General features: G+C 67.3%; 20 protein-coding genes, 1 tRNA gene and 1 pseudogene. 5 read left to right on the forward strand and 17 right to left on the reverse strand.

Going from position 1 to position 22,557, the window contains the following annotated elements; genetic code table 11:
- Positions 1-9: 9 nt before the first annotated feature.
- Together HNP02_RS24855 and HNP02_RS24860 are read right to left on the reverse strand one after the other, a co-directional pair.
- Positions 10-828: a mycofactocin-coupled SDR family oxidoreductase gene (locus HNP02_RS24855; protein WP_184443153.1), complete on the reverse strand. Its 819-nt coding sequence runs from the start codon at positions 826-828 to the stop codon at positions 10-12.
- A gap of 54 nt (positions 829-882) precedes the next feature.
- On the reverse strand, positions 883-1,833 hold the full coding sequence (locus HNP02_RS24860) for an AraC family transcriptional regulator (protein ID WP_184443154.1): 951 nt from the start codon (positions 1,831-1,833) through the stop codon (positions 883-885).
- Between the two features lie 220 nt (positions 1,834-2,053).
- Here HNP02_RS24860 and HNP02_RS24865 point away from each other — a divergent pair.
- Positions 2,054-2,323: pseudogene (locus HNP02_RS24865) on the forward strand (anthrone oxygenase family protein); the annotation flags it as partial.
- On the opposite strand, the gene lfrA reads toward HNP02_RS24865, so the two are convergent.
- The 3 genes from lfrA to HNP02_RS24880 are packed head-to-tail and all read right to left on the reverse strand — an operon-like array spanning position 2,235 to position 5,498.
- Positions 2,235-3,923 (reverse strand): efflux MFS transporter LfrA, encoded by a 1,689-nt coding sequence (gene lfrA / locus HNP02_RS24870; protein ID WP_255506892.1) that lies wholly within the window; start codon positions 3,921-3,923, stop codon positions 2,235-2,237. The pseudogene HNP02_RS24865 and the gene lfrA sit on opposite strands and share 89 nt — an antisense overlap.
- A 42-nt stretch (positions 3,924-3,965) precedes the next feature.
- Positions 3,966-4,535, reverse strand: coding sequence for a TetR/AcrR family transcriptional regulator (locus HNP02_RS24875; RefSeq protein ID WP_184443156.1), 570 nt, complete (start codon positions 4,533-4,535; stop codon positions 3,966-3,968).
- Positions 4,536-4,589: 54 nt separating this feature from the next.
- Complete coding sequence (locus tag HNP02_RS24880; protein ID WP_184443157.1) at positions 4,590-5,498, reverse strand: RDD family protein; 909 nt, start codon at positions 5,496-5,498, stop codon at positions 4,590-4,592.
- 27 nt (positions 5,499-5,525) lie between these two features.
- Between HNP02_RS24880 and HNP02_RS24885 the strand changes: the two genes are divergently transcribed.
- Positions 5,526-6,518 carry a stage II sporulation protein M gene (locus HNP02_RS24885; protein WP_184443158.1) on the forward strand — a complete coding sequence of 331 codons (993 nt, stop codon included), beginning with the start codon at positions 5,526-5,528 and terminating at the stop codon, positions 6,516-6,518.
- Positions 6,519-6,522: 4 nt separating this feature from the next.
- Here HNP02_RS24885 and HNP02_RS24890 read toward each other — a convergent pair whose 3' ends face one another.
- Genes HNP02_RS24890 through HNP02_RS24910 form a run of 5 tightly spaced genes read right to left on the reverse strand, consistent with a single transcriptional unit; the run spans position 6,523 to position 11,812 of the window.
- Entirely contained in the window at positions 6,523-7,845 is a 1,323-nt protein-coding gene (locus tag HNP02_RS24890; RefSeq protein ID WP_184443159.1) for a DUF58 domain-containing protein, read from the reverse strand.
- Positions 7,845-8,825 carry a MoxR family ATPase gene (locus HNP02_RS24895; RefSeq protein WP_184443160.1) on the reverse strand — a complete coding sequence of 327 codons (981 nt, stop codon included), beginning with the start codon at positions 8,823-8,825 and terminating at the stop codon, positions 7,845-7,847. The genes HNP02_RS24890 and HNP02_RS24895 overlap by 1 nt, the downstream gene beginning before the upstream one ends.
- Positions 8,822-9,961, reverse strand: a complete 1,140-nt coding sequence (locus tag HNP02_RS24900) for a DUF4350 domain-containing protein (protein WP_184443161.1) — start codon at positions 9,959-9,961, stop codon at positions 8,822-8,824. The genes HNP02_RS24895 and HNP02_RS24900 overlap by 4 nt, the downstream gene beginning before the upstream one ends.
- Entirely contained in the window at positions 9,958-10,608 is a 651-nt protein-coding gene (locus HNP02_RS24905) for a DUF4129 domain-containing protein (RefSeq protein ID WP_184443162.1), read from the reverse strand. Before HNP02_RS24905 ends, HNP02_RS24900 begins: the two co-directional genes overlap by 4 nt.
- Position 10,609: 1 nt before the next feature.
- Positions 10,610-11,812 carry a hypothetical protein gene (locus HNP02_RS24910; protein WP_184443485.1) on the reverse strand — a complete coding sequence of 401 codons (1,203 nt, stop codon included), beginning with the start codon at positions 11,810-11,812 and terminating at the stop codon, positions 10,610-10,612.
- A gap of 74 nt (positions 11,813-11,886) precedes the next feature.
- On the opposite strand from HNP02_RS24910, the gene HNP02_RS24915 reads away from it, so the two are divergent.
- Both HNP02_RS24915 and HNP02_RS24920 read left to right on the forward strand, forming a co-directional pair.
- Entirely contained in the window at positions 11,887-12,351 is a 465-nt protein-coding gene (locus HNP02_RS24915) for a GatB/YqeY domain-containing protein (RefSeq protein WP_184443163.1), read from the forward strand.
- 46 nt (positions 12,352-12,397) lie between these two features.
- Entirely contained in the window at positions 12,398-13,639 is a 1,242-nt protein-coding gene (locus tag HNP02_RS24920) for an enhanced intracellular survival protein Eis (protein WP_184443164.1), read from the forward strand.
- A 107-nt stretch (positions 13,640-13,746) separates the two neighbouring features.
- Here HNP02_RS24920 and HNP02_RS24925 read toward each other — a convergent pair whose 3' ends face one another.
- The 5 genes from HNP02_RS24925 to ponA2 all read right to left on the reverse strand — a co-directional run bounded on the left by HNP02_RS24925 (position 13,747) and on the right by ponA2 (position 19,704).
- The gene (locus tag HNP02_RS24925; RefSeq protein WP_184443165.1) at positions 13,747-14,508 is read right to left on the reverse strand and encodes a bifunctional 2-polyprenyl-6-hydroxyphenol methylase/3-demethylubiquinol 3-O-methyltransferase UbiG; all 762 of its coding nucleotides are present in this window, start codon (positions 14,506-14,508) and stop codon (positions 13,747-13,749) included.
- Between the two features lie 187 nt (positions 14,509-14,695).
- Positions 14,696-14,769 (reverse strand) — tRNA-Pro (locus HNP02_RS24930).
- 331 nt (positions 14,770-15,100) lie between these two features.
- Positions 15,101-16,207: a PLP-dependent cysteine synthase family protein gene (locus tag HNP02_RS24935; RefSeq protein WP_184443166.1), complete on the reverse strand. Its 1,107-nt coding sequence runs from the start codon at positions 16,205-16,207 to the stop codon at positions 15,101-15,103.
- Entirely contained in the window at positions 16,204-17,175 is a 972-nt protein-coding gene (locus HNP02_RS24940; RefSeq protein ID WP_184443167.1) for a metallophosphoesterase, read from the reverse strand. Before HNP02_RS24940 ends, HNP02_RS24935 begins: the two co-directional genes overlap by 4 nt.
- Before the next feature lie 84 nt (positions 17,176-17,259).
- Complete coding sequence (gene ponA2 / locus HNP02_RS24945) at positions 17,260-19,704, reverse strand: transglycosylase/D,D-transpeptidase PonA2 (RefSeq protein ID WP_184443168.1); 2,445 nt, start codon at positions 19,702-19,704, stop codon at positions 17,260-17,262.
- A 286-nt stretch (positions 19,705-19,990) separates the two neighbouring features.
- Between ponA2 and HNP02_RS24950 the strand changes: the two genes are divergently transcribed.
- Entirely contained in the window at positions 19,991-20,347 is a 357-nt protein-coding gene (locus tag HNP02_RS24950) for a WhiB family transcriptional regulator (protein WP_184443169.1), read from the forward strand.
- 20 nt (positions 20,348-20,367) lie between these two features.
- Here HNP02_RS24950 and HNP02_RS24955 read toward each other — a convergent pair whose 3' ends face one another.
- Positions 20,368-21,510 (reverse strand): ArsA family ATPase, encoded by a 1,143-nt coding sequence (locus tag HNP02_RS24955; RefSeq protein ID WP_184443170.1) that lies wholly within the window; start codon positions 21,508-21,510, stop codon positions 20,368-20,370.
- The gene (locus HNP02_RS24960; RefSeq protein WP_184443171.1) at positions 21,511-22,539 is read right to left on the reverse strand and encodes an ArsA family ATPase; all 1,029 of its coding nucleotides are present in this window, start codon (positions 22,537-22,539) and stop codon (positions 21,511-21,513) included.
- Positions 22,540-22,557 lie beyond the last annotated feature (18 nt).

The raw sequence follows: 22,557 nt of genomic DNA on the forward strand, positions 1-22,557 counted from the left end.
CGTTGCGCGCTACTGCAATCCGTTGGACAGGATGATGGATTCGCCGGTCTGGCAGCGACCCTGGTCGGAGACCAGGTACAGCACGGCGTTCGCCACGTCCTCGGGTTCCAGCAATCCGGGCCGAGGGCGTCCCCGCTGGAACATCTCCTCGACGTCGGCACGGCTCGGGTTCTCGAGATCCGGCCGGATCATCCGGTACGTCCCAGGGTTGTGGATCATCGGCGTATTCACCCCGGAGGGCAGCACCGCGTTGACCGTGATGCCGTGTTCGGCGACCTCGCAGGCCACCGACTTCACCAGCGCGACCACACCGGCCTTGGCCGCCGCGTAGTGGCCTGAGTTGGTGGCCCCCGTGCCTGCGACGATCGACGACGTCGCGACGAGTCGCCCCGCACCGCGCTCGATCATGTGAGGCAGGACCGCCCGGAACGTGTTGAAGACACCGGTGAGGTTGACGTCGAGCATGGTCTGCCAGCGCTGCGCGGACATCGTTGCGATCGGGGCGCTGCTTGCGATCCCGGCGTTGGCGATCGCCACGTCGATCCCGCCGAAGGCGTTGATCGCCTGCGTAATCACGTCCTGCATCGCCGCCAGGTCGCGGACGTCGGCGGTAATTGCCAGACAACGCCTGCCGAGGGCCTGCACGGCCTGAACCGTCTGCTCGAGATCGGCGGGCGTAGCCAGCGGATAGTCCACTTCCTCAACGGGAGCGGCGACGTCGCACACCACGATGTCGGCGCCTTCACGCGCCAGCGTCGTCGCGTGTGCTCGGCCCTGCCCGCGGGCGCCTCCGGTGATGAAAGCGGTCCTTCCTTCGAGTGCAGCCATGCGGTTGAGACCTCGAGGTCACGCAAAAGTCATCGTGCTAGGCCGTCGCGGCGGTCATGCCCCCGTCGCTTCGCTCGCCCCCACGTCCGTGCGGTAGGTGTTCGGGCTGACGCCGTATGCGCGCTTGAACGCGCTCGACAGCGCGAAGGGCGTGCCGTAACCCACCTGTCGCGCGATGGCGGCGATCGTGGTCCTGCTGGACCGCAGCATGTCGGCGGCCATTGCAAGGCGCCAGCTGGTCAGGAACGCGATCGGGGGCTCGCCCACCTGATCGGTGAACCGGCGGGCGAACACCGCGCGGGAATTGCCAACTGCGGCAGCCAGATTCGCCACCGTCCACGGATGGCTCGGATTGTTGTAGATCAGCTTGAGCGCTCGTCCCACCACCGGATCACGCTCGGCATGCCACCACGTCGGCGCGTTCTCGCCGCGATCGAACCAGGCGCGCAGCACCGCGATCAGCAAGACGTCGAGCAGCCTGTCCAGGTACGCCTCCTGGCCGGGCCCGTCCAGCCCGGCCTCTTCGGCCAGCATGCCCACCAGTGGGCTGTTCCAGTCGTCGGAGCGCAGTACCACCACCGCGGGCAGCGCGGCCAGGAGTCGATCACTGACCTCGCTGCGACCCTCGTAGGCGCAGATCACCGACGTCGTCGTGCCGGACGCACTGTTGCCCCACGTCCGCACGCCAAGCGACATCTCGAACCGGAGATCTTCACCCGACAGCGTGGTGCAGCGCTGGCCAGGATGGATCACGACCATCGGCGTCGTGCCGGGATCGTCGGCGAACAGGTAGTACTCGGTGCCACGGGCCAGCGCGACGTCCCCCGGGTTCAACCAGGTGGTACCGCTGGACTCCCCGACGATCACGGCACTGCCACCGGTCTGGCAGATGAGCGTCAACGCCTCGTCTCGGATGCTCATCGACCACGGCGGATCCATCTTCATCCTGAGCACGAAGGCGCCGCGGGCCCGAACCCCGTCGAGCAACCCGACGACCGCATCCACGCGCCGAATGCTAGACGATCAGACATGCTCTCGAGACGGAAAGCGATGGATCGTCTCGTTTTCCCGCGGTTTACTACCAGTCATGAACATCAGCCTCGTTGTCATCCTGATCATCGTCGCGGCGATCATCAACGCCGCCGCTGCCGGAATGATGTACGTGTTCTCGACCTTCGTCATGCGCGGACTGGATCGCACCGGTCCCATCCAGGCGATCACCGCGATGCGAGGTATCAACGCCGAGGCGAACTCGAGCCCTGCGTTCCTACTGGTGTACTTCGGTGCAGCCGTGCTTGCCGCGGCGTTGGGTGTCGTCGCCGCACTTCAGCTTCACCAGGCGGGCAGCTGGTACCTGTTGGCCGGCGCCGTCTTCGGTGTCCTCGCGGCGGTGATCACGATGGCGTTCAACGTCCCGCTGAACAATCATCTCGACGGCGTCGATCCCGCCGGTCTGTCGGTCGCCGACGCCGCACGGGAGTGGCAGGCCTACCTGTCGACGTGGACGGCGTGGAACCACGTGCGGACCGCGACCGCGTTCGTCGGGGCCGCGCTGATGTTGATCGGCCTTCGGTACCGCTGACGTCCCTCAACACGATGGCGACGACCGCGGCCGCGATCAGGGTCAACAACCCCGCAATGGCCGCGGTCGGCGCAATCCCCGAGTCGAACGCCGCGCGCGCCGAGTCGAGCAGCCGCTCACCTGCCGCGGTCGGCAAGTTCTTGGCCACTACCGTCGCGCCACTGATGCTCTCCCCGGCGGTGATTCCCTGGGCCGACGAGAGGCCTTGGGGTACTTCCACGTTGGCCCGGTAGAACGCGGTGAAGATGGTGCCGAGCGTGGCCGTCCCGACCACGGCACCGAGCTCGTAGGCCGTCTCAGACACCGCGGACGCCGCCCCGGACTTGGCGGCGGGCACGGACGCGACGATGGTGTCGTTGGTGATGGTCTGCGAGATGCCGACGCCGAGTTCGAGCACGATGAACGACACCACCACCGCGACCACCGTCAGGTCGTGGCGGAACAGCAGGATCATCCCAAAGCCGGCCGATACCAGCAGGAGTCCGACCACTGTCAGCGTGTGCGGCGTGAACCACCTCATGAAACGCACGACCCCGATGCCCGCGACCATCGACAGGACGGCACCTGGCAGCGTCACCAGGCCGGCGGCCAATGGGGAGAGTCCGAGCACCAGTTGCAGGTGTTGCGAGATGAAGAAGATGAACCCGATGAGTCCGACGATGGAGAGGAAGTTCGCGAGGATCGACGTCCAGAACGGGGCGTAGCCGAAGAGCTTGATGTCGAGCATCGGTGTGGCGCTGCGGTTCTGGCGTCGGACGAACACCACGCCAGAGCCGACGCTGATCACCAGCGCAGCGGCGATGACCCACGACAGCCCGTCGTGCGCTGCCGTCTTGATGGCCCAGACGAGCGGCAGCATCGCCGTCAATGACAGCAGCACACTGAATGGGTCGAGCGGACCTGGACTCGGGTCGCACGACTCAGGCACCAGCCGCGGCGCCAGCACCAGCAGCGGCAGCAGGATGGGGACGGCAACGAGAAACACCGCACCCCAATGGAAGTGCTCGAGCAGCACGCCGCCGATGATCGGGCCGAGGGCCGAGCCCGCGGTGAAACACGAGGCCCAGATCGCGATCGCGAGCCTGCGCGATGACGCGTTGGTGAAGATATTGCGGATCAGCGACATCGTCGACGGCATCAACATGGCGCCGAAGATGCCCAAGACGGCCCGAGCGGCGACCAGGTAACCCGCACTCGGCGCGAACGCCGCAGCGGCGGACACCACCGCGAAGCCGGTCGCGCCGATCATCAGCATCCTGCGCCTGCCGATCCGGTCGCCCAGACTGCCCATCATCACCAGCAGCGTGGCAAGCACCAACGAGTACACGTCGACGATCCACAGCTGCGTCGGTGCCGACGGAGTGAAGTCCTGGGCGATGCTCGGCAACGCGAAGGCAAGGATGGTGTTGTCGACGGCGATCAGCAGCACGGGCAGCAGCAACACCGCGAGCGCGAACCACGCGCGGCGGGGTGTGCTGGCAGACGTCGGGATGGCGTCGACCCGGGTCGACATGATGTGACTCCTAGAACTATGAAGGGTTGAAAGCGGTTTGGTTCAGTCTTGATTCGGGTTGATGGTGCCCTCGGTGAGGCTGGCCATGATGGCGTCGACGATCTGAACGCGCGGGGCGCTGTTGCGCTTGACTGCGTCGTAACCGGCCGACAGCAGGGCCCAAAACACCAACCGTGGCCAGTCGGGTGGACCGGCCGATCCCCGAGTCGACACCCGGTTGAGCACGTCGACGATCGCCTCGTCTCCGGTGTCGAGCAGCGCCGCCAGGTCCGGGTCGGCGAGGATCGATGGCTCGTTGAAGACGAACGGGATGATCTGCCCGAGATCGAGCTGGCACTCCACGACCCGGCGCAGTGCCTCGACCGGGGGTCCGCAGTCGGGTTCGGCGTGTTCGATCGCGGCGTTGCTCAGCTCGTGCACGTGTCGGGCGAGCGCCCTAAGGAGGTCCGAGCGCTCGGCGAAGTATCGGTGCAACGTGCTGCGGCCGACGTCGGCGGCGGTCGCGATGTCGGCAAGTGAGGCGACCGGGTTGGTCGCGAGCACCGACATCGCTGCGTCGAGGATCGCCTTGCGGGTCCGCGAACGCGAGCCACCATCATTCGATACCGACATGTGCCTAAATGTAGCACACACTGCCCAAAATGGGACATTGATGTCCCATTTTGGTTAGCTCGGCGGTGTGAACCCGCCGGAATCGGTCGTACTTGGCGAGACCGGCTGCTGATACCCCGGCCCTGGCGGCGGACCCCATTGTGTTGATGGTGGTGGCGGGGTCGATTGCACTGGCGCCGAGCCCCACTGCGGAGGCGGCGCGACCGGCGTCGGCCGCTGCAGCCGGGCCAACTCCCTGCGGTGCCGCTCGGCAAGCACCGCGGCCAGCACCAACTGCGGGGGCGTGCCCGGCGGAGGGGGAGGGGAAATCTGCACCACCACCTCGGAGCAGATCCGGTAGGCGATCTGGTCCCGCATGCCTGGGTCCAACTGAGTTGCCCTCGACAGGAACTGGCGGGCCCGCTCTGCGGTCTCGGGGGCCAGACCGGACAACTGCAGCGACGACGCCCACCACGCCATCGACGCCGGCATCTGCGGCGGCGGGCTGAGCTTTGGGGCGCGTTCGCTGATCACCATGGTGCCTGCGAACACGTCGCCGACACGCTTGCCCTTGGACGACACCATGCTGCAGATCACCGCGGGGCCGCCGGCCAATATCCAGAATTCCACAAAGCCGGAAAGCCCGCGAAACAGCGCCTGCCGGAAGCGTTCCGGCCCTCCGTCGTCGGAGACCACGCGCAGGCCCATTGCCATCTTGCCGAGGGAACGGCCACGCGTCGCGGTCTCGAAGACGACCGGATACCCGACGGTCGCCAGCACCGTGAAGAGAATCAGCACGGCCGCCGACGCCGCGGTGTCCAGATCGGACAACGTGACCGCCCACAACACGATGCCGAGGACGTAGGCGACGAACACGACGGTGATGTCGATGAACGCCGATACCGCGCGGACGGGCAACTGCGCGATCTGAACGTCGAGAACCACCGCGTCGCCCGTGACCAACGGTTCCGGCTGGGCCACCATGCAAGAGACGCTACTAGCATTCCAGGGGTGGATGTCGACGCGTTCGTGCTGGCACACCGCCCGACCTGGGACCGGCTCGAGCAATTGGTCAAGCGGCGCCGCAGCCTGACCGGAGCCGAAGTCGACGAACTGGTCGACCTGTATCAGCGGGTATCGACCCACCTGTCGATGGTGCGCACGGCGTCGTCGGACTCGGTGCTGGTCGGCAAGTTGTCGGGGCTGGTGGCCAAGGCACGCGCCGCGGTCACCGGCGCGCACGCGCCGCTGTCGCGGGAGTTCGTCCGGTTCTTCACGGTGTCCTTTCCCGTGGTGGCTTACCAGGCGTGGCGGTGGTGGCTCGGGACTGCGGTTGCCTTCCTCTTCGTCACCGTGCTGGTCGCGGTATGGATGTCCGGGAACCACGAAGTGCAGAGCGCGCTGACGACCCCCGGCGAGATCGACCAGATCGTGAACAACGACTTCGCCGCCTACTACAGCGAGAACCCGCCCGGGTCGTTCGCAATGCAGGTGTGGCTGAACAATGCGTGGATTTCGGTGCTGTGCATCGCCTTCGCGGTCGTGGGTGGCCTACCGATTCCGGCCCTGTTGTTCCAGAACGCCGCCAACCTCGGGGCGATGGCTGCGTTCATGTTCGACGCGGGCAAGGGCGACGTCTTCCTCGGGCTGCTCACGCCCCACGGTCTGCTCGAGCTGACGGCAGTATTTCTGGCCGGGGCAGCAGGGATGCGGCTCGGCTGGTCGGTGGTGTCACCGGGTGACCGGCCGCGGGGTCAGGTGCTTGCCGAGCGGGGCCGTGCCGTCGTCTCGGTTGCGGTCGGAATGTTCGTCGTCCTACTGGTGTCGGGACTGATCGAGGCGCTCGTCACGCCGTCGGGGCTGCCGACGTTCGCACGCATCGCGATCGGCGTGACGGCCGAGGTCGCGTTCATCGGCTACGTGGTGCACTTCGGGCGCAAGGGCGTCCGGGCGGGGGAGACCGGTGACATCGAGGACGCACCCGACGTGGTGCCGACGCGGTGATGCCCTACAGCTTGCCGCTGGCCTTCATCGCGAGGTAGCGGTCGGCCAGCGCGGGAGCCAGTGCCTCGGGTTCGGCATCGACGACGTCGACGCCGTGCCGCCGCAACCGCGTGGCGATCGACACCCGGTCGTTGCGCGCGCGTTCGGCCGCTGCGGCGTCGTACACCTGCGCCGCGTCGGAACGTCTGGCCGCCAGCTGGTCGACCCGCGGGTCGGCGACCGCGGCTATCAGCACGTGGTGCCTGGTCGATAGCTGCGGCAGCACCGCCATCAGGCCTTCGTCGAGTGCGGATGCGTTCAGGTCGGTCAGCAGCACCACGAGTGCGCGTTGACGAATGCGCCGCCGGACCGTGGCGACCATCGCCGCCGCGTCCGACTCGATGAGGGCGGGCTGGAGCGGCGCCATCGCGGTGACGAGCTGGGCCAGCAGTTCGGTGCGCGAGGCGTTGTACACACCCGCCCGCGGCACCCGGTCATGAGCGATGAAGTCGACGTGGTCGCCCGCGCGGGAGGCTAACGCCGCCAACAGAAGTGCGGCATCCATGGACCAGTCCAGTCGCGGCCAGCCGCTCGGGTCGCTTGCCGTGGGGTCGACGCCGACGCGCCCGGCCGACGTTCGCCCGGTATCGAGGACGATGACGACGCGGCGGTCGCGTTCAGGACGCCACGTCCGCACCACGACGTCTGCGCGGCGCGCGGTGGCGCGCCAGTCGATCGACCGCACGTCGTCGCCGACCACGTACTCGCGCAGCGAGTCGAACTCGGTGCCCTGGCCGCGGATCAGCACGGGGATCATGCCGTCGAGTTCCCGCAGTTTGGCCAGCCGCGACGGAAGGTGCTTGCGGGACAGGAACGGTGGCAGGATCCGGACCTGCCAGGGCACCCGGTGCGAGCTCTGCCTGCCAGCCAGGCCAAGCGGACCCACCGAGCGGGCGGTCACCAGTGCCGACTCCTGATCGCCTCGGCGCATCGGCCGCAGCAGGGTATCGACCCGGAACCGGTGTCCCGCAGCGATGTCCACCGGGTGGATGCGCGGCTCCGCGCGGGCCGACGGCGCCCATGCGTCGCGAATCTGGCCGCGGAACCGACGCGATCCGGGGTTCTCCACGATCAGGGCGGTGGACACCGTCTCGCCCAGCCGCGCCGCAGTGTCACCGACGCGGCCGAAGCGCAGGTTGCGGGTGTTTGCGGCCAGCGCGACGTCCACGGCGACCACCAGGAGCAACAGCGTCAGCAGAACCACGAAGGCCGTTGCGGGCCAGGGAGATACACCGATCGGCAGCACGCAGATCAGTGCGATCAGGCCGGCGCGGCCGGTCAGCGCCACTAGCGCGGTACCGGAACCGAGGCCAGGATGCCGTCCAACACGCCGTCGGGGGTGGCGCCCTCGAGCTCGGCCTCCGGCCGGAGGGCGATCCGGTGCCGCAACGTGGGACGGGCCATCGCCTTGATGTCGTCGGGGGTCACGTAGTTGCGTCCCGACAGCCAGGCCCAGGACCGGGCCGTGGCGAGCAGCGCCGTCGAGCCGCGCGGCGACACCCCCAGCTGCAGCGACGGCGACTGTCTGGTCGCGCCGACCACGTCGACGATGTAGCCGAGCACCTCGTCGGCGACCAGAACACGAGACACCCCCGCGCGGGCCGCGGCGAGCTCGGCGGGGCCGGCCACCGGCTGCACGGCCGACAGGTCACGCGGATCGAAACCGTGCGCGTGCCTGGACAGGATCGCCATCTCCTGGTCCCTCGGTGGCAGTGGCACGTTGAGCTTCAACAGGAACCGGTCCAGTTGTGCCTCCGGCAGTTGGTAGGTGCCCTCGTACTCGATCGGGTTCTGGGTGGCGGCGACGATGAACGGGTCCGGCAGCGGCCTCGGCTCGCCGTCGACGCTGACCTGCCGCTCCTCCATCGCCTCGAGCAGCGCGGCCTGGGTCTTGGGCGGAGTTCGGTTGATCTCGTCGGCGAGAAGCAGATTGGTGAACACCGGACCGGAGCGGAACTCGAACTCCGCGGTGCGGGCGTCGTACACCAGTGAGCCCGTGACGTCGCCCGGCATCAGGTCGGGGGTGAACTGCACGCGCTTGAACTCCAACTGCAATGCCGCAGCCAGGGTGCGGACCAATAGCGTCTTCGCCACGCCTGGCACGCCTTCGAGCAGGACGTGGCCACGGCACAGCAGTGCGATCACCAGGCCGCTGACCACGGCGTCCTGGCCGACGACGGCCTTGCCGATCTCGTTGCGCAAGGCGCGCAACGCGTTCCGTGCTGCATCCTCGTCGGCTGTGGTGTCGGCGGGTGGATTCGGATTCACGACAGTGCGACCTGCCTTTCGATGTCGTCCAATTGGTTGGCAAGGTTGACCAGATCCGCGTCGCTCTCGGGCGGCGGACCGAACAGTAAGTGCCCCATAGCGTTCGGGTCGTCGCCGATCCTCTGGGAGACGGCCTGGACCACGGCGGTCGACTCCGCGTTGGGACCGAGCCCGAGGCGCGGCAGCATGCGGTGCAGGGCGGCGGTGCGCAGTGCCTCGGCGGCCCGGTCGCGTGCCCGCCGCGACCGGTATAGGCGACCGCGGCCCTCCACGGTTTCGGACGCGCGCACTACCACGGGCAGGTCTTCGGCGACCAGTGGGCCGACCCGGCGGCTGCGCCACAGGGCGACCAGGATCAACGCAACGCACAACTGCCCCACGACCCACTTGGCCCGGTCGGGGATCAGCTCGACGAGGCTCGAACCGCCGTGGGAGTCGGTCGCGTACTCCTGAGGTGCGTACCAGATGAGCCGAGGCCGGGTGCCAGCCAGGTTCATGGCGAGAGCGGCGTTGCCCTCCTCCAGCAGGCCCGCGTTCGTCATGAAGTCGGCGCTTCCAACGACGGTCATGATGTGTCCGCCCTCGGAGTAGCGGACCACCGCACCGCCGTAGCACCGGGTGAGCGCGGTGTCGCCCTTCGCCTCGTAGGTGCTGCTGACGCCGAACTGAGCCTTGCCGGCGCGGTTCGCCTCGGGCATGTCGCAATCCGGATTGCCGCCGAGAGTCGACGACAGGGCGATGCGAATCCCTGGGGCCAGCTCGGTCCGGGTTCGCGCAACGGGGTCGACGAGCAGTCGGTCACCGGGCACTTCGGCCAGCCGCCGCAGCCCGTCGTCGCTCAGGTACTGGGTTTCGGCGAGGACAATCAGGGTGTCGGGGCGCGCGGCGTTCTCGACGTCGGCGATCGACCCCGCTTCGACGACGTCGATGCCCTGACCGCGCAGCAGCGAGAGCAGCGCGCGGGCGCCGTCGGGGGAGGTGGACCCCGGCTCCATTGGTCCGCCAGGTGTCGGCGAGGTGAGAATGGTGGCCAATGTCGACGCCGCTGCGATGACGATGATTCCGAGCACCACCCACTTGACGGCACGCCAGCGCTGCACGACCGTCGGGCCGACGGCGGACGAGAGGTCTGTCATCGGACGTCGGCCCACACGTCGGAGGATCCGGATGCCGCCGTGGCGTCGGCCGCGGCCGGGGTGCTGAAGCGGAGGTGGTCGTCCAGGTCGGCGATCAGGCGGTAGCCCGACTCGGTGCCGGGACGCTCGCCGTAGGTGACGTCGTTGAAAGTCTCGGCGGCGCGCCGCAATTCGTCCGTCAAACCGGGGGTGGCCGCCCCGGCGTCACGCGCGAGTTCGGTCGCCGTGCGGCCGGGTACCGGGTTCAGCACACCCGTCTCCTCGAGGTGACGGGCGACCGCACGCAGGCGGTGGCGAATGGCCGCGGACCAGTTACCTTGCGCCGCAAGCTGTTCAGCTGTGGCCCGATGCTCGGCGGAGGTGAGTTCGTTCGTACCGAACAGCGCGGAGTCGCGACCACGGTTGGTGCGAATCGTCCGCATGGCGATCCGGACCGCGACTACCGCCGCAACCGCCACCAACAGCAAGATGACCGTCAGCGTGAACCAGCCGCCCGGTACCGATGACGCCTCCACGATCAGCTTGTAGACCAGTTGAGAGAGCCAATCCTCGAGGCGATCGGTCAGCGACCCCTTCGGATAGATCGGCTTCGACAGCTCGTTCTGGGCGGCGTCATGCGCGGCGTCCCGATCGATTTCGACTGACACGTCAGCGATGCGGCGTCAGCCACAGGTGGTCGGTGGAGTCGGCGGGTGTGCCCGGCGGGGTCGCGGCGCCCGACTGCAGGACGAGGTCGAACGCCTCGGCACGCATGCGCCGATCGGTGTAGAGGAGCACGACGACGCCCGCGTTGAAGGGCGAGGTGATGATCTGCCCGATTGCTCCGCCGATGGCCATCAGGATCAGTCCGATGATGGCACCCGTCATCGAGCCCGAGTCCATGACCAGCAGCAACTGACCACCGAAGGTGAACGGGACCGAGACCGCGCCGGCGATCATGCCCGACACCAATTGGCCGAGCGCGATGATGCCGAACACCCGCCAGAAGTCGTTCTTGACCAGTGCGAAGGACCGTCTCACTGCGGAAACGATGTCGAGGCGTTCGAGCACGATCAGGGTCGGGGCGAAGCTGAGCTTTACGCCGAGGTAGACGAGGGCAACGACCAGCGCCACGACCAGTGGGGCGCCGATGACGAACGCGGCCCCACCGTTGACGGCGGAGATGGTCGCGACGAGCACGCCAACCACGACCACGATGAGAATCACCGCGCCGAAGAATTCCAGGACGACGAACCCGATCAGGGCCAGCAGGCGTCCGCGCGCGCGCTGCCACGCTTCACCGATGGTGATGTGGGCCCCGAAAACCGCCCGGCCGACGACCACGGTGAGCAGACCGCTCAGCACGATCGTGGCGAGGCCCGTGGTCGCGACGCTGGCGAGGCTGGACAGCGACGATCCGATCAGGGCGGCGTCGGAGACGTCGTCGCCTGCGCTGACCGACGTCAACCCTCCGGTGGCGGCGAGCGGCCCGATCTGCATCACCAACGCGATGAGTTGGGCCACCACGACGACGGCCGTGGTCAGGCCGAGCGTGGCCTTCGGGTTCATCCGCACGTAGGCGATGGCGCCGTTGAAGATGTCGGACAGGCCGAGTGGGCGCAGCGGGATGACGCCGGGCTTGAGTGCGGGCGGTGGGCCCTGCGGGTACCAGGGCGGTGCGTAGCCGGGTGGTGGATAACCGGGCGGTGGATAACCCGGTGGTGCGTAGCCGGGCGGCGGATAGCCCGGTGGTGGGTAGCCCTGGTAGCTCGGTGGTGGGTAGTAGCCCGGTGGCGGGTACCCCGGCGGCGGCGGGCCGGCCGGAATGAACCCACCGGCATCCCTGCTGGCACCGTTGCTCATGCCCACCATCCTGTCGACAGCCGAGAAAATTGACAACGTGCACCCCACCCACCGCGTGCAGCCCTCGGCGTAGCGTCTCGCACATGGCGGAACTCAAGGACCGGCTGCGTGCCGACCTCACCACGGCGATGAAGGCCAGGGACAAGCTGCGCACGGGGACGCTGCGGATGTTGATCGCGGCGATTCAGAGCGAGGAAGTGTCCGGTTCGACACCGCGTGAGCTGACCGACGCCGACGTCCTCAAGGTGCTCGCCAGGGAGTCGAGGAAGCGCGGCGAGGCCGCCGAGATCTACGTCACCAACGGCCGTGGCGAGCTTGCCGCCAACGAGCGCGCCGAGGCCAGCGTGATCGACGACTACCTGCCGACGCAGCTCAACGACGATGAGGTGGCCAACGTCGTCAACACCGCCATCGCCCAGGTCGCCGAGGAGATCGGTGAACGCCCTCACGTGAAGCACATGGGCTTGGTGATGAAGGCGGCCACCGCGATTGCCGACGGCAAGGCCGACGGGTCTCGGCTCTCGGCAGCGGTGAAGGATCGGCTCTAAACCCAAGCGAGAGCGGTAGTCCGGCCGACGAAAACCCGTCGCGCCAATGGGGTGTGGTGTGGCACGTTGGCTCGACGTGAGTACTTCTACGACCTTGGCCCCGCTCGTACTGCGCAGCCCCACCGACGCCGACTGGGAGCAGACGTCGCTGTTGCACGGGGTCAGCTTCGGCCATTTCGAACACGCGGATACGTACGACGTGGCTCGGAGCTTGATCGCCGACGACGGCGCGGTCGTGGTGTGCGACGACGACGTAGTCGTTGGCATGGCGGCGTACTTCGACTTCGCGTTCACCGTTCCCGGGGGCGCCGTTGTACCGATGGCCGGATTGAGCATGGTTGGCGTCGCACCGACCCATCGCCGACGCGGCGTGCTGCGGGCCATGTACGTCGAGTTGCACCAGCGCATCGCCGATGCCGGGTATCCACTGGCAGGCCTGACCGCCAGCGAAGGCGGCATCTACGGACGTTTCGGCTACGGGCCGGCGACCATGGAGCGGGTGCTGACCATCGACCGGCGGTTCGCCAAGTTCCACGCCGACGCCCCCGACCCCGGCGGTGCGCGAATGATCCGGCCCGCCGAGCACGGTGACGCGCTGGCCGCGATCTACGACCGGTGGCGACGGCAGACACCGGGCGGGCTGCTGCGGTCACAGGGCTTGTGGGACGACTTGCTGGCCGACCGCGAGGACGACCGCGACGGTGGCACGGCATTGGTAGGGATCCTTCACGCCGACGGCTACGTGCTGTACCGGGTCTTTGGCAATGAAACGATGAGCGTGCACGTCGAGGAGTTCAAGGCCGTCACCACCGACGCGCACGTCGCGTTGACGCGCGCGCTGCTGGGACTGGATCTCGTGGAGACGGTGAAGATCTGGACGTACGCGCGGGATCCGTTGCCGTACTTGCTCACCGACAGCCGCGTGGCGCGCACCACGAAGTACGAGGACGACCTGTGGCTGCGGATCATGGACGTGCCAACGGCGCTCGAGGCGCGCGGGTACCAGGCCGACGTGTCGACCGTTGTCGAGGTGTCGGACCAATTCGCTGGCAGCGGTGGACGGTTCGCGCTCGACGTCCGCGATGGTCGAGCGCGCTGCACGCCAACCGCCGCGGCACCGCAGGTCTGGATGGATCTCGACGCGCTGGGGAGCCTGTACTTGGGAGTGCACCAGGTGGTGCCCCTTGCCACGGCGAACCGGGTGCGCGCCAACGATCCCACGGTGCTTGCACGCCTGGAGGCGGCGTTCCTCAGCGACGTCCCCGCCCACCTCGGCTTCGGGTTCTAGGACGCGGGTTTTCTTGTCGGGCCGATTGCGTCGATCCGGCGAGGAACTGCTCATGGTCGTCGTGATCGCGCATCTGGTTCGCGACGGTGTGGGTGAATGGTGCACTGTCACGTCGTGCGTTCTGCGATGAACACAAACTCGCGACCTGGGCGGTCAGGAGCGTCGCGCACCTCAAGCACTCGATAGCCAACGGCCAGCAAGCTCGATTCCACCTCGTCGCGACTGCGGAACCGGAGTGTCGAATCCGACGTGACGACAACGCCGTCCGACAGAAACCGGTAGGTATAGCGGAAGGAGACGAACGGCAGCCTCACCTCGGTGACCTCAAACGGCCCCCGTTCCACCAGTCCAATTCCGGGAACATCCAGAGTGACCTGGGGGGTGTCAGCGATCCATTCCTCCCAGGCCCGACGTTCTGGACGCCTGGTCTCGAACGCAAAATAGCCATGTGAGCGAAGTGCGGCATGGATGCCTTGGAGAGTCTGTGTCCAGGCGTCGTCAGTGAGAAAGACCTGCGCCACGTTCCCCGTCATCAGCGCTAGGTCGGCAGCGAGCGCTGGCAGTACCGCCTCCCGTCGCTTCGCTCGCCCCAGTGTCGTCGCGTCGCCCTGAACCCAGGTGATCCTTCCGGTTCGGTCCTTCGACTTCGCGACCTCGAGCGATGCCTCGGCCGGGTCGACACCCACGACAGTGCGGCCGCCGTGAGCGAGCAGGATCACGAGGCATCCTGTCCCGCAGCCGATGTCGAGCACACGGCCTGCGCCCAGTTCGTCGGCGATGTTGAGGTATGCCGTCAGATCGTCGCGTTCTGCATCAAAGGCGTCGTAGATGGGCGCGAGGCGATGGTGGGCAAAGATCGCATCAGGCACGCGGGGACTGTATCGGCGGTCGAGCGCTCCAGCGACAGGTTTTCGCTGTCGCCGACTGCACTACCGACTGTCGCGTGCCGACGCTCCCGGGAAGTCGCTGAAATCTCCTGCGGACCGGCTGCGGCCTGAAACAGAAAAGACCCCGACCGGAAACACCAGTCAGGGCCTCTCATCTGTCTCACGCGAGTCGGGGTGACAGGATTTGAACCTGCGACCTCTTCGTCCCGAACGAAGCACGCTACCAAGCTGCGCCACACCCCGCTAAAGCCACGACAGCGTATCGCACCGGGCGCATCGGAAGCCAAACGCCCAGTCCCCGTGACCGCGATCACGGGTAGGAGCGGGTGGGTCTGGGTAGACCGATGGCGCGACGCGGCACAGGCAGTCCCCAGGCGACACGAATCACTACGGTCCTGGGATCAATTTGGATGTCAGTGGCGTTGATCATCATGAGTGCGTCTACATCGCACGTTCAGCTGACGAAGGGGATCGAAATGACCGGGTTGGGAGCCGCACTCTACGGCGGGTTCTTCGCCCTTGCCGCGCTATGGCTGTTCATGACGTCCGACGCCGGAAGTGGCAGCAGCGACGATCAGGGCCAGAACCCGGAGCGTTCGAACTCGACCAACACGGCGGCAGGAGCCGAATCGTTCAGCCCGGATTGGGTCAGCCACTCCTGACTGAAGTAGGTGTCCGCGTAGCGGTCGCCACTGTCGGCGAGCAGCGTCACCACCGATCCACTGCGCTTCTGCGCCACCATCTCGGCCAGCAGGCCGAAAGCCCCCCACACGTTGGTGCCCGTCGACGGGCCCACGCGGCGTCCCAGCACCGCGCTGACGTGATGGGCCGCCGCAACCGATGCGGCATCCGGCACCACCACCATCCGGTCCACCACGTCGGGCAGGAACGACGGCTCGACGCGCGGCCTGCCGATGCCCTCGATGCGGGACGACACGCCCGTGACGACGTCGCGGCGGCCTTGCGCATAAGCCGGGAAGAACGCCGAGTTCTCCGGATCCACCACGCACAGCCGGGTGGCGTGGCGGCGGTAGCGGATGAACCGGCCGATGGTCGCGCTGGTGCCGCCCGTCCCCGCGCCCACCACGATCCACTCGGGGATCGGGTGCTGTTCCTCGCGCAACTGCTCGAAGATCGACTCGGCGATGTTGTTGTTTCCCCGCCAGTCCGTTGCCGCCTCGGCGTTGGTGAACTGATCGAGGTAGTGCCCGCCGGTCTCTTCGGCCAGCCGCTCTGCCTCCGCGTACACCTGCGATGACTTGTCCACGAAATGGCAACGGCCGCCTTGTGATTCGATCAGCGCGATCTTCGCCGAGCTCGTCGACGACGGCATCACGGCGATGAATGGCAGGCCGAGCATCGCCGCGAAATACGCCTCGGACACCGCCGTCGACCCCGACGACGCCTCGATCACGGTGGTGTTCTCGCCGATCCGGCCGTTGCACAGCGCGTACAGGAATAGCGATCGCGCCAACCGGTGCTTGAGGCTGCCGGTGATGTGGGTCGTCTCGTCCTTGAGGTAGAGCTGCACGTCTACGCCGTCACACCACGCCGATGGCAGCGGATACCGCAGCAGGTGGGTGTCGGCGCTACGTCGGGCGTCGGCCGCGATCAGTCGTACCGCGTCGTCCGCCCACGTGCGCGGGCGGCTGCGATCCGCGATGGAAGCCGGGTCGGTCACCTTGCCGAGACGGCCGGATGGGACACGCCCGCCCGTGCGCCCGCGTGGCCGCCACCGGTTGGTGCGGCCACCAGCGTCAGCATGGTCACCTCGGGCCTGCAGCAGAACCGCACCGGCGCGTACGGCGAGGTGCCGATGCCTGCCGATACGTGCAACTGCGTGTGGGCGCCCCAGCGGGACGGCCCCTTGGCCCGCGACCTGTCCAGCTCGCAGTTGGTCACCAGCGCGCCGTAGAACGGCAGGCAGAGCTGTCCGCCGTGGGTGTGTCCGGCCATCACCAGCTGATAGCCGTCGGCGGCGAACCGGTCCAACACCCGGGGTTCCGGTGAGTGGGTCAGGCCAAGCGTGAGATTGGCGGCGGGACTGGCGGGCCCGGCGACGGTTTCGTAGCGGTCGCGCTTGAGGTGCGGATCGTCGACGCCTGCAGCGGCGATCGTTTGGCCCTTGACCTCGATCTCGCGCCGCGTGTGGGTCATGTCCAGCCAGCCGCGCTCGGTGAACGCCGCGCGCAGGTCCTGCCACGGCAGAGGCTGGCCGGTGACCCGCCGCGACGGGTTGAAGAGATAGTTCGCCGGGTTCTTCGGCTTCGGAGCGAAGTAGTCGTTGCTGCCGAACACGAACAGACCCGGCACCGACAGCAGGTCGCCTAGCGCCTGCACGACCGACGGCACGGCCTTCGGGTGCGCAAGGTTGTCGCCGGTGTTGATGACCAGGTCGGGAGCCCAGCCGGCGAGTTCGCGCAACCACGCCTGCTTGCGGCGCTGCCCAGGACGCATGTGGAGGTCACTGAGGTGCAGCACCCGGAAGGGCGAGGATCCCGGGGCCAGTACCGGCATGGTCAGCTCACGCATCACGAACGCGTTGCGTTCGATCAGTGACGCGTATGCGATGCCTGCGACCAGCGAGCCTGCCGCTGCCGCGGCCGTGTTCTTTGCGCGGTTCTTCGTGACCGTCGAGGGGGCGGGCATGAACGCAGCCTACTGCGAGACGTCGGCGGGTACCGCTTCTCACAGCATCGCGTTACCAACTCCACATCGACGATCCGCGGTGGATCAGGGTGGCGGCGGCGGGGGCGGCGGCCCCAGTACCGGCACCGTGATGGGCGGCAGGCCGGGGATCTGGATGACCGTCGATCCGATCGGTGCAGGCAGCGCGTTCGGATCCAACGGCGGCATTCCCGGTGGTGGCGGCGGAGGTGGCGGCGGGATGCCGTTGCTGACCTGGATCGTGATGATCGATCCGGGGACCGTCTGGCCGCTTGGCGAGGTGCCGACCACGGTTCCCGCGGGTGTGACGCTGTTGACCGGGGTGGCCTGGTCGGCGACTTGGAAGCCGGCATCCTTCAGACGCTCGCGCGCCGTGTCCTGGCTCATCCCGGAGATGGTCGGCACCCGCGAGCCGGGCGCCCCGTCGACGTAGCGCGGATCGGTCGGGGGGAGCGTGACGGTGTCGGGGGTGATCGGCTTCATGGCGGTGAACCACGTGCGCGCGGGTTCATTGCCGCCATACAGGTTGCCCGAACCGCACTGCCGCAGCGGGAAGGAGCACAAGTCCGACGGCGAGGTCGAGTCGTCGTAGATGTAGTTGGCGGCGGCGAAGTCGCTGGTGAAGCCGAAGAAACCCGACGAGCGATGCGCCTCGGTGGTTCCTGTCTTTCCCGAGACCGGCAGGCTCCAGCCCACCGAACCCGCCGCACTCGCGGCGGTGCCACTCTGGTCGTCCTTGCTCAACGCGTTGGCCAGCGTGTTGGCCAAGCCCTCCGGCACGACCTGTTCGCATGTGTCGGTGGTGACCGAGACCTCGGTGCCGGTGCGATCGAAGACCTTGTCGATCGGGCTGGGCGGGCACCACTTCCCGCCCGAGGCCAGTGTGGCGGCGACGTTGGACAGCTCGAGCGCGTTCAGCTCGATCGGACCCAGAGTGAAGGAGCCCAGGTTCTGCCTCTTGACGAAGTCGGCCAGGCTTTCGTTGCTCTCCGGGTCGTAGTCGCGGGCGGTGCCCGGCAGTGCATAGGAGCGCAGGCCCAGTTTGACGGCCATGTCGACGGTGCGCTGGACGCCAACCTGCGAGATGAGCTTGGCGAACGCCGTGTTGGGTGACGTCGCCAGCGCATCGGTCACGCTCAGCTGCCCGCGGTAGTTCCCGTCGTTGAGGACGCACCACGTGGCCTGCGGACAGCCCTTGGCCCCGCCGCTACCAAGGCCCTTGGCCTCGAAGCGGGCCGGCGCATCGAGTTGGGCGTTGATGCCCATGCCCATGTCCAGCGCCGCGGCCGTGGTGAAGATCTTGAAGATCGACCCTGCGCCGTCACCGACGAGGGAGAACGGCTGCGGCTGCATGGTCTCGCCGGCGTCCAGGTTCAGTCCGTAGGTGCGGTTGCTGGCCATCGCGACGACGGGATGGGAGTCCTTGCCCGGCTTGATCACGCTCATCACGCTGGCGACGCCGTCGAGGTCCGGCGCTGCGATGCCGTCGATGGCCGACTTCACCGTGCCCTGGACGTCGGGGTCGAGCGTGGTGCGGATCAGATAACCGCCCTTCGCGACCTGTTCCTTGCTGATGCCCGCCTTGGCCAGGTATTCGAGGACGTAGTCGCAGAAGAAGGCGCGATCGGCAGCGGCGATGCAGCCACGGGGGAGTTCGTTCGGCTGCGCCAGCACGCCCAGTGGCTGCTGCTTCGCCTCGCGCAACGCCTCGGCCTGCTGCGGGATGTTGTCGATCATGGTGTCCAGCACCACGTTCCGACGCTCCAGCGCACCCTCGGGATTGGTGTAGGGGTTCAGCGTGCTGGTGGACTGCACCATTCCCGCCAACAGCGCCGCCTGCTGCCAGTTCAGCTCGGAGGCATTGACGCCGAAGTAGGTCTGTGCGGCGTCCTGGATGCCGAACGCGCCGTTGCCGAACGACACCAGGTTGAGGTATCGGGTGAGGATCTCCTGCTTGGTGAACGTCTTGTCCAGCGTCAACGCCATCCGGATCTCCCGGAGCTTGCGCGCGGGGGTGGTCTCGATGGCCGCACGCTTCTCGGCATCGGTCTGCGCGATCACCAGCAGCTGATAGTTCTTCACGTACTGCTGCTCCAGGGTGGAGCCCCCGCGGGTGCTCAGGTCACCCGACGCGTAGCCGGCCAAGCCCGTCAAGGTGCCCTGCCAGTCGACACCGTTGTGCTCGGCGAACCGTTTGTCCTCGATGGAGACGATGGCCAACTTCATCGTGTCGGCGATCTGATCGCCGGGGATTTCGAACCGTCGCTGGCTGTAGAGCCAGGCGATCGGGTTGCCCTTGGCGTCGACCATCGTCGACACCGCGGGAACCTCACCCTCGACGAGCTGCGCCGAGCCGTTGGCAACTACGTCGGACGCCCGGTTGGACATCAGGCCGAAGCCGCCCACGAGGGGGAACATGATTCCCGCAGCCACGACGCTCGCCAGCAGACAGCACCACGCCAACTTGATGACCGTCACCGCGATCGGTGGTCGGCTCGGCGGCTCGGACATGGGTACAGACTAGCGACGTCGCAGTCGAACAACCCGCCAGCGGATGGCCAGAACGACCAGGGCTGAACGAAGGCTGCGAACCTCCTGGACATGCATCAAGATGGGTGACGGCACGGTCGTGCCAAAAAAGCGAGATTTGACTGTTGCGCAAAACCCCCCTGACCACCTAGCTTGGACACACAGTGCGATCTAGGTAACACTACTGGTCGCAATGTGGCGTAGATCGCACCAGCGTTCTACACCTGAACTGGACCGCCCGATGGGCGGCTCGACGGAGGGATCGCTGGTGTCAGGAACACGGCCCGCGGCGCGCAGGACAATCGCTACTTCTCCAGTCAATGGTGTAGTCCAAGGTAAAGAAGCCGAGGCCCGCATCGCGTGGGTTTCCCAGGCGCGCTGCAGACAAGCCGACCCTGACGAGCTATTCGTCCGCGGCGCCGCCCAGCGCAAAGCCGCCGTCATCTGCAGGCACTGCCCCGTCATCGTGGAATGCGGTGCCGATGCACTCGACAATCGCGTCGAGTTCGGCGTATGGGGCGGCATGACCGAACGTCAGCGCCGCGCCCTCCTCAAGCAGCATCCCGAAGTGGTGTCCTGGTCGGAGTTCTTCGCCGCCCAGCGGAAGCACCGCAACGCGGTTTAGTTAGCTCGGCTACGTCAGATTCAAGCTGCCGCTTCGCCGGTGATTTGGTCGGCGATGGCGCGCAGCGCCTCCAGATCGGACACGTCGAACGGCAACGACGGAACGCCGACGATCGCGACCGCAGGGTTGGCACCGGTGAACCGCGACAGCAGCCGCACCTCCCGCTTGGCGGTCATCGCACGATCGGCGTGAATCCGCAGCAGCGCGGCCGTCAGCGCGTCGGCGCCAGTGTCATCGTCGGAGGCCTCCAACTTCTCGGCCGCATCGTTGGCCGTCTCGGCGTTCAGCTCGCACAACATCGGATGGGTGCGGTTCAGGATCAGGCCGGCCAACGGCATGTTCTCCTTCGACAGCCGGTCGACGAAGAACGATGCCTCCCGCAGCGCGTCCGGTTCGGCCGCCGACACCACGACGAACTGGGTGCCTCGGCGCTTGAGTAGCTCGTAGGTCTTGTCGGCCTTCTGCCGGAACCCGTCGAACGTGGCATCCAGCGCCTGCACGAATCCTGCTGCGTCGGAAAGCATCTGGGATCCCAACACGGTCGAGAGCGCCTTCATCGCCAAGCCGACGACGCCCGTGACCAGCTTGCCGATGCCCCGTCCAGGGGCAAGTAGCAGCCGCCACAGCCTGCTGTCCATGAAACTGCCGAGCCGCTTGGGCGCGTCCAGGAAGTCCAGCGCGTTCCGTGACGGAGGCGTGTCGACGACGATCAGGTCCCACTTGTCCTCGGCAAGGAGTTGGCCGAGTTTCTCCATGGCCATGTACTCCTGCGTGCCCGCCAGGGACGTCGCCACGGTTTGGTAGAACTGGTTCTCCAGAATCGCCTCGGCGCGCTCCGAGTCGGCGGAGTACTGGAGCACCATCTCGTCGAACGTCCGGCGCATGTCGAGCATCATCGCGTGCAGTTCGCCAGTGACCTCAGGAGCCAGCGGCACTCGCTGAGGCGTGTTGCCAAGACTCTCGATGCCGAGTGCCTGTGCAAGTCGCTTCGCCGGGTCGATCGTCAGCACGACCACCGTGCGGCCGTATTCGGCGGCCCGCAGCGCCATGGCGGCGGCGGTGGTGGTCTTGCCGACTCCGCCTGCGCCGCAACAGACTACGACGCGGTTGGAGGTGTCGGACAGAATCGTGTGCAAATCGAGCGCGCGGGGTGCGGTGCTCATCTACCTAACTCCCTGTTGGGCAAGCGCTTCGGCGAGTTCGTACAGGCTGCCGAGATCGACACCGTCGCGGATCGCAGGCAACTCGAGCCGCGAGACGTCGAGATCGTCGAGCTCCTCGGCACTTTCGGCGCGGGCAGTAATGCGGGTCGCGTGCTGGATGCCCTCGGTGAGCAGGCCGGCGAAGTCGTCGTCGGTCATGTCGATGCCTGCCTCGGACAGACCCGCCCGCACCGCGTCGGCGTCGACGTCGCCCTCGGCGGCCTTGGCGAGGTCGTCGGCCGGGAGGTACGCGGGGATGTTGCGGTTGACGATGACGCTGCCGATCGGCAACCCGAGCTCCCTGAGTTCGTCGATCGCCTCGACGGTCTCCTGGATGGGCAACGCCTCCAACAGGGTGACCAGGTGGATGGCGGTCCGATCCGAATGCAGCAGCTTGACCACCCCGTCGGCCTGCGAGTGCACGGGACCGCCCTTGGCCAGCTCGGAGACGGCCGCCGTGACGTCGAGGAAGCGCGCGATTCGCCCCGTCGGGGGGGAATCCACCACCACGGCGTCGTAGCCGTGTTGCTTGCCCTTCTCGGACCGCACCACGATTTCCTTGATCTTGCCGGTGAGCAGCACGTCGCGCAGACCAGGCGCGATGGTCGTCGCGAACTCGATCGCCCCGATCCGCCGCATTGCTCGCCCGGCGATGCCGAGGTTGTAGAACATGTCCAGGTACTCCAGGAACGCGGCCTCGGTGTCGATGGCCAGCGCGTTGACCTGTCCGCCGCCGTCGGCGGTGGCGATCTTGACCTCCTCATACGGCAACGGCGGCACGTCGAACAGCTGCGCAATGCCTTGGCGCCCCTCGACCTCGACGAGCAGCACCTTGCGGCCACCTGCCGCCAGCGCCAGGGCCAGCGCGGCCGCGATCGTCGACTTTCCCGTGCCGCCCTTACCGGTCACGAAGTGCAGCCGCACCTTGGACAGTCGGGAAGGCCAGCCGACAGATCTTCGGCCGTCGGATGTGGGGGACTGGGTCGTCACTCCAGCAGCCTAACCAAG

Source organism: Mycobacterium sp. AZCC_0083 (assembly GCF_014202335.1).
Lineage (GTDB): Bacteria > Actinomycetota > Actinomycetes > Mycobacteriales > Mycobacteriaceae > Mycobacterium.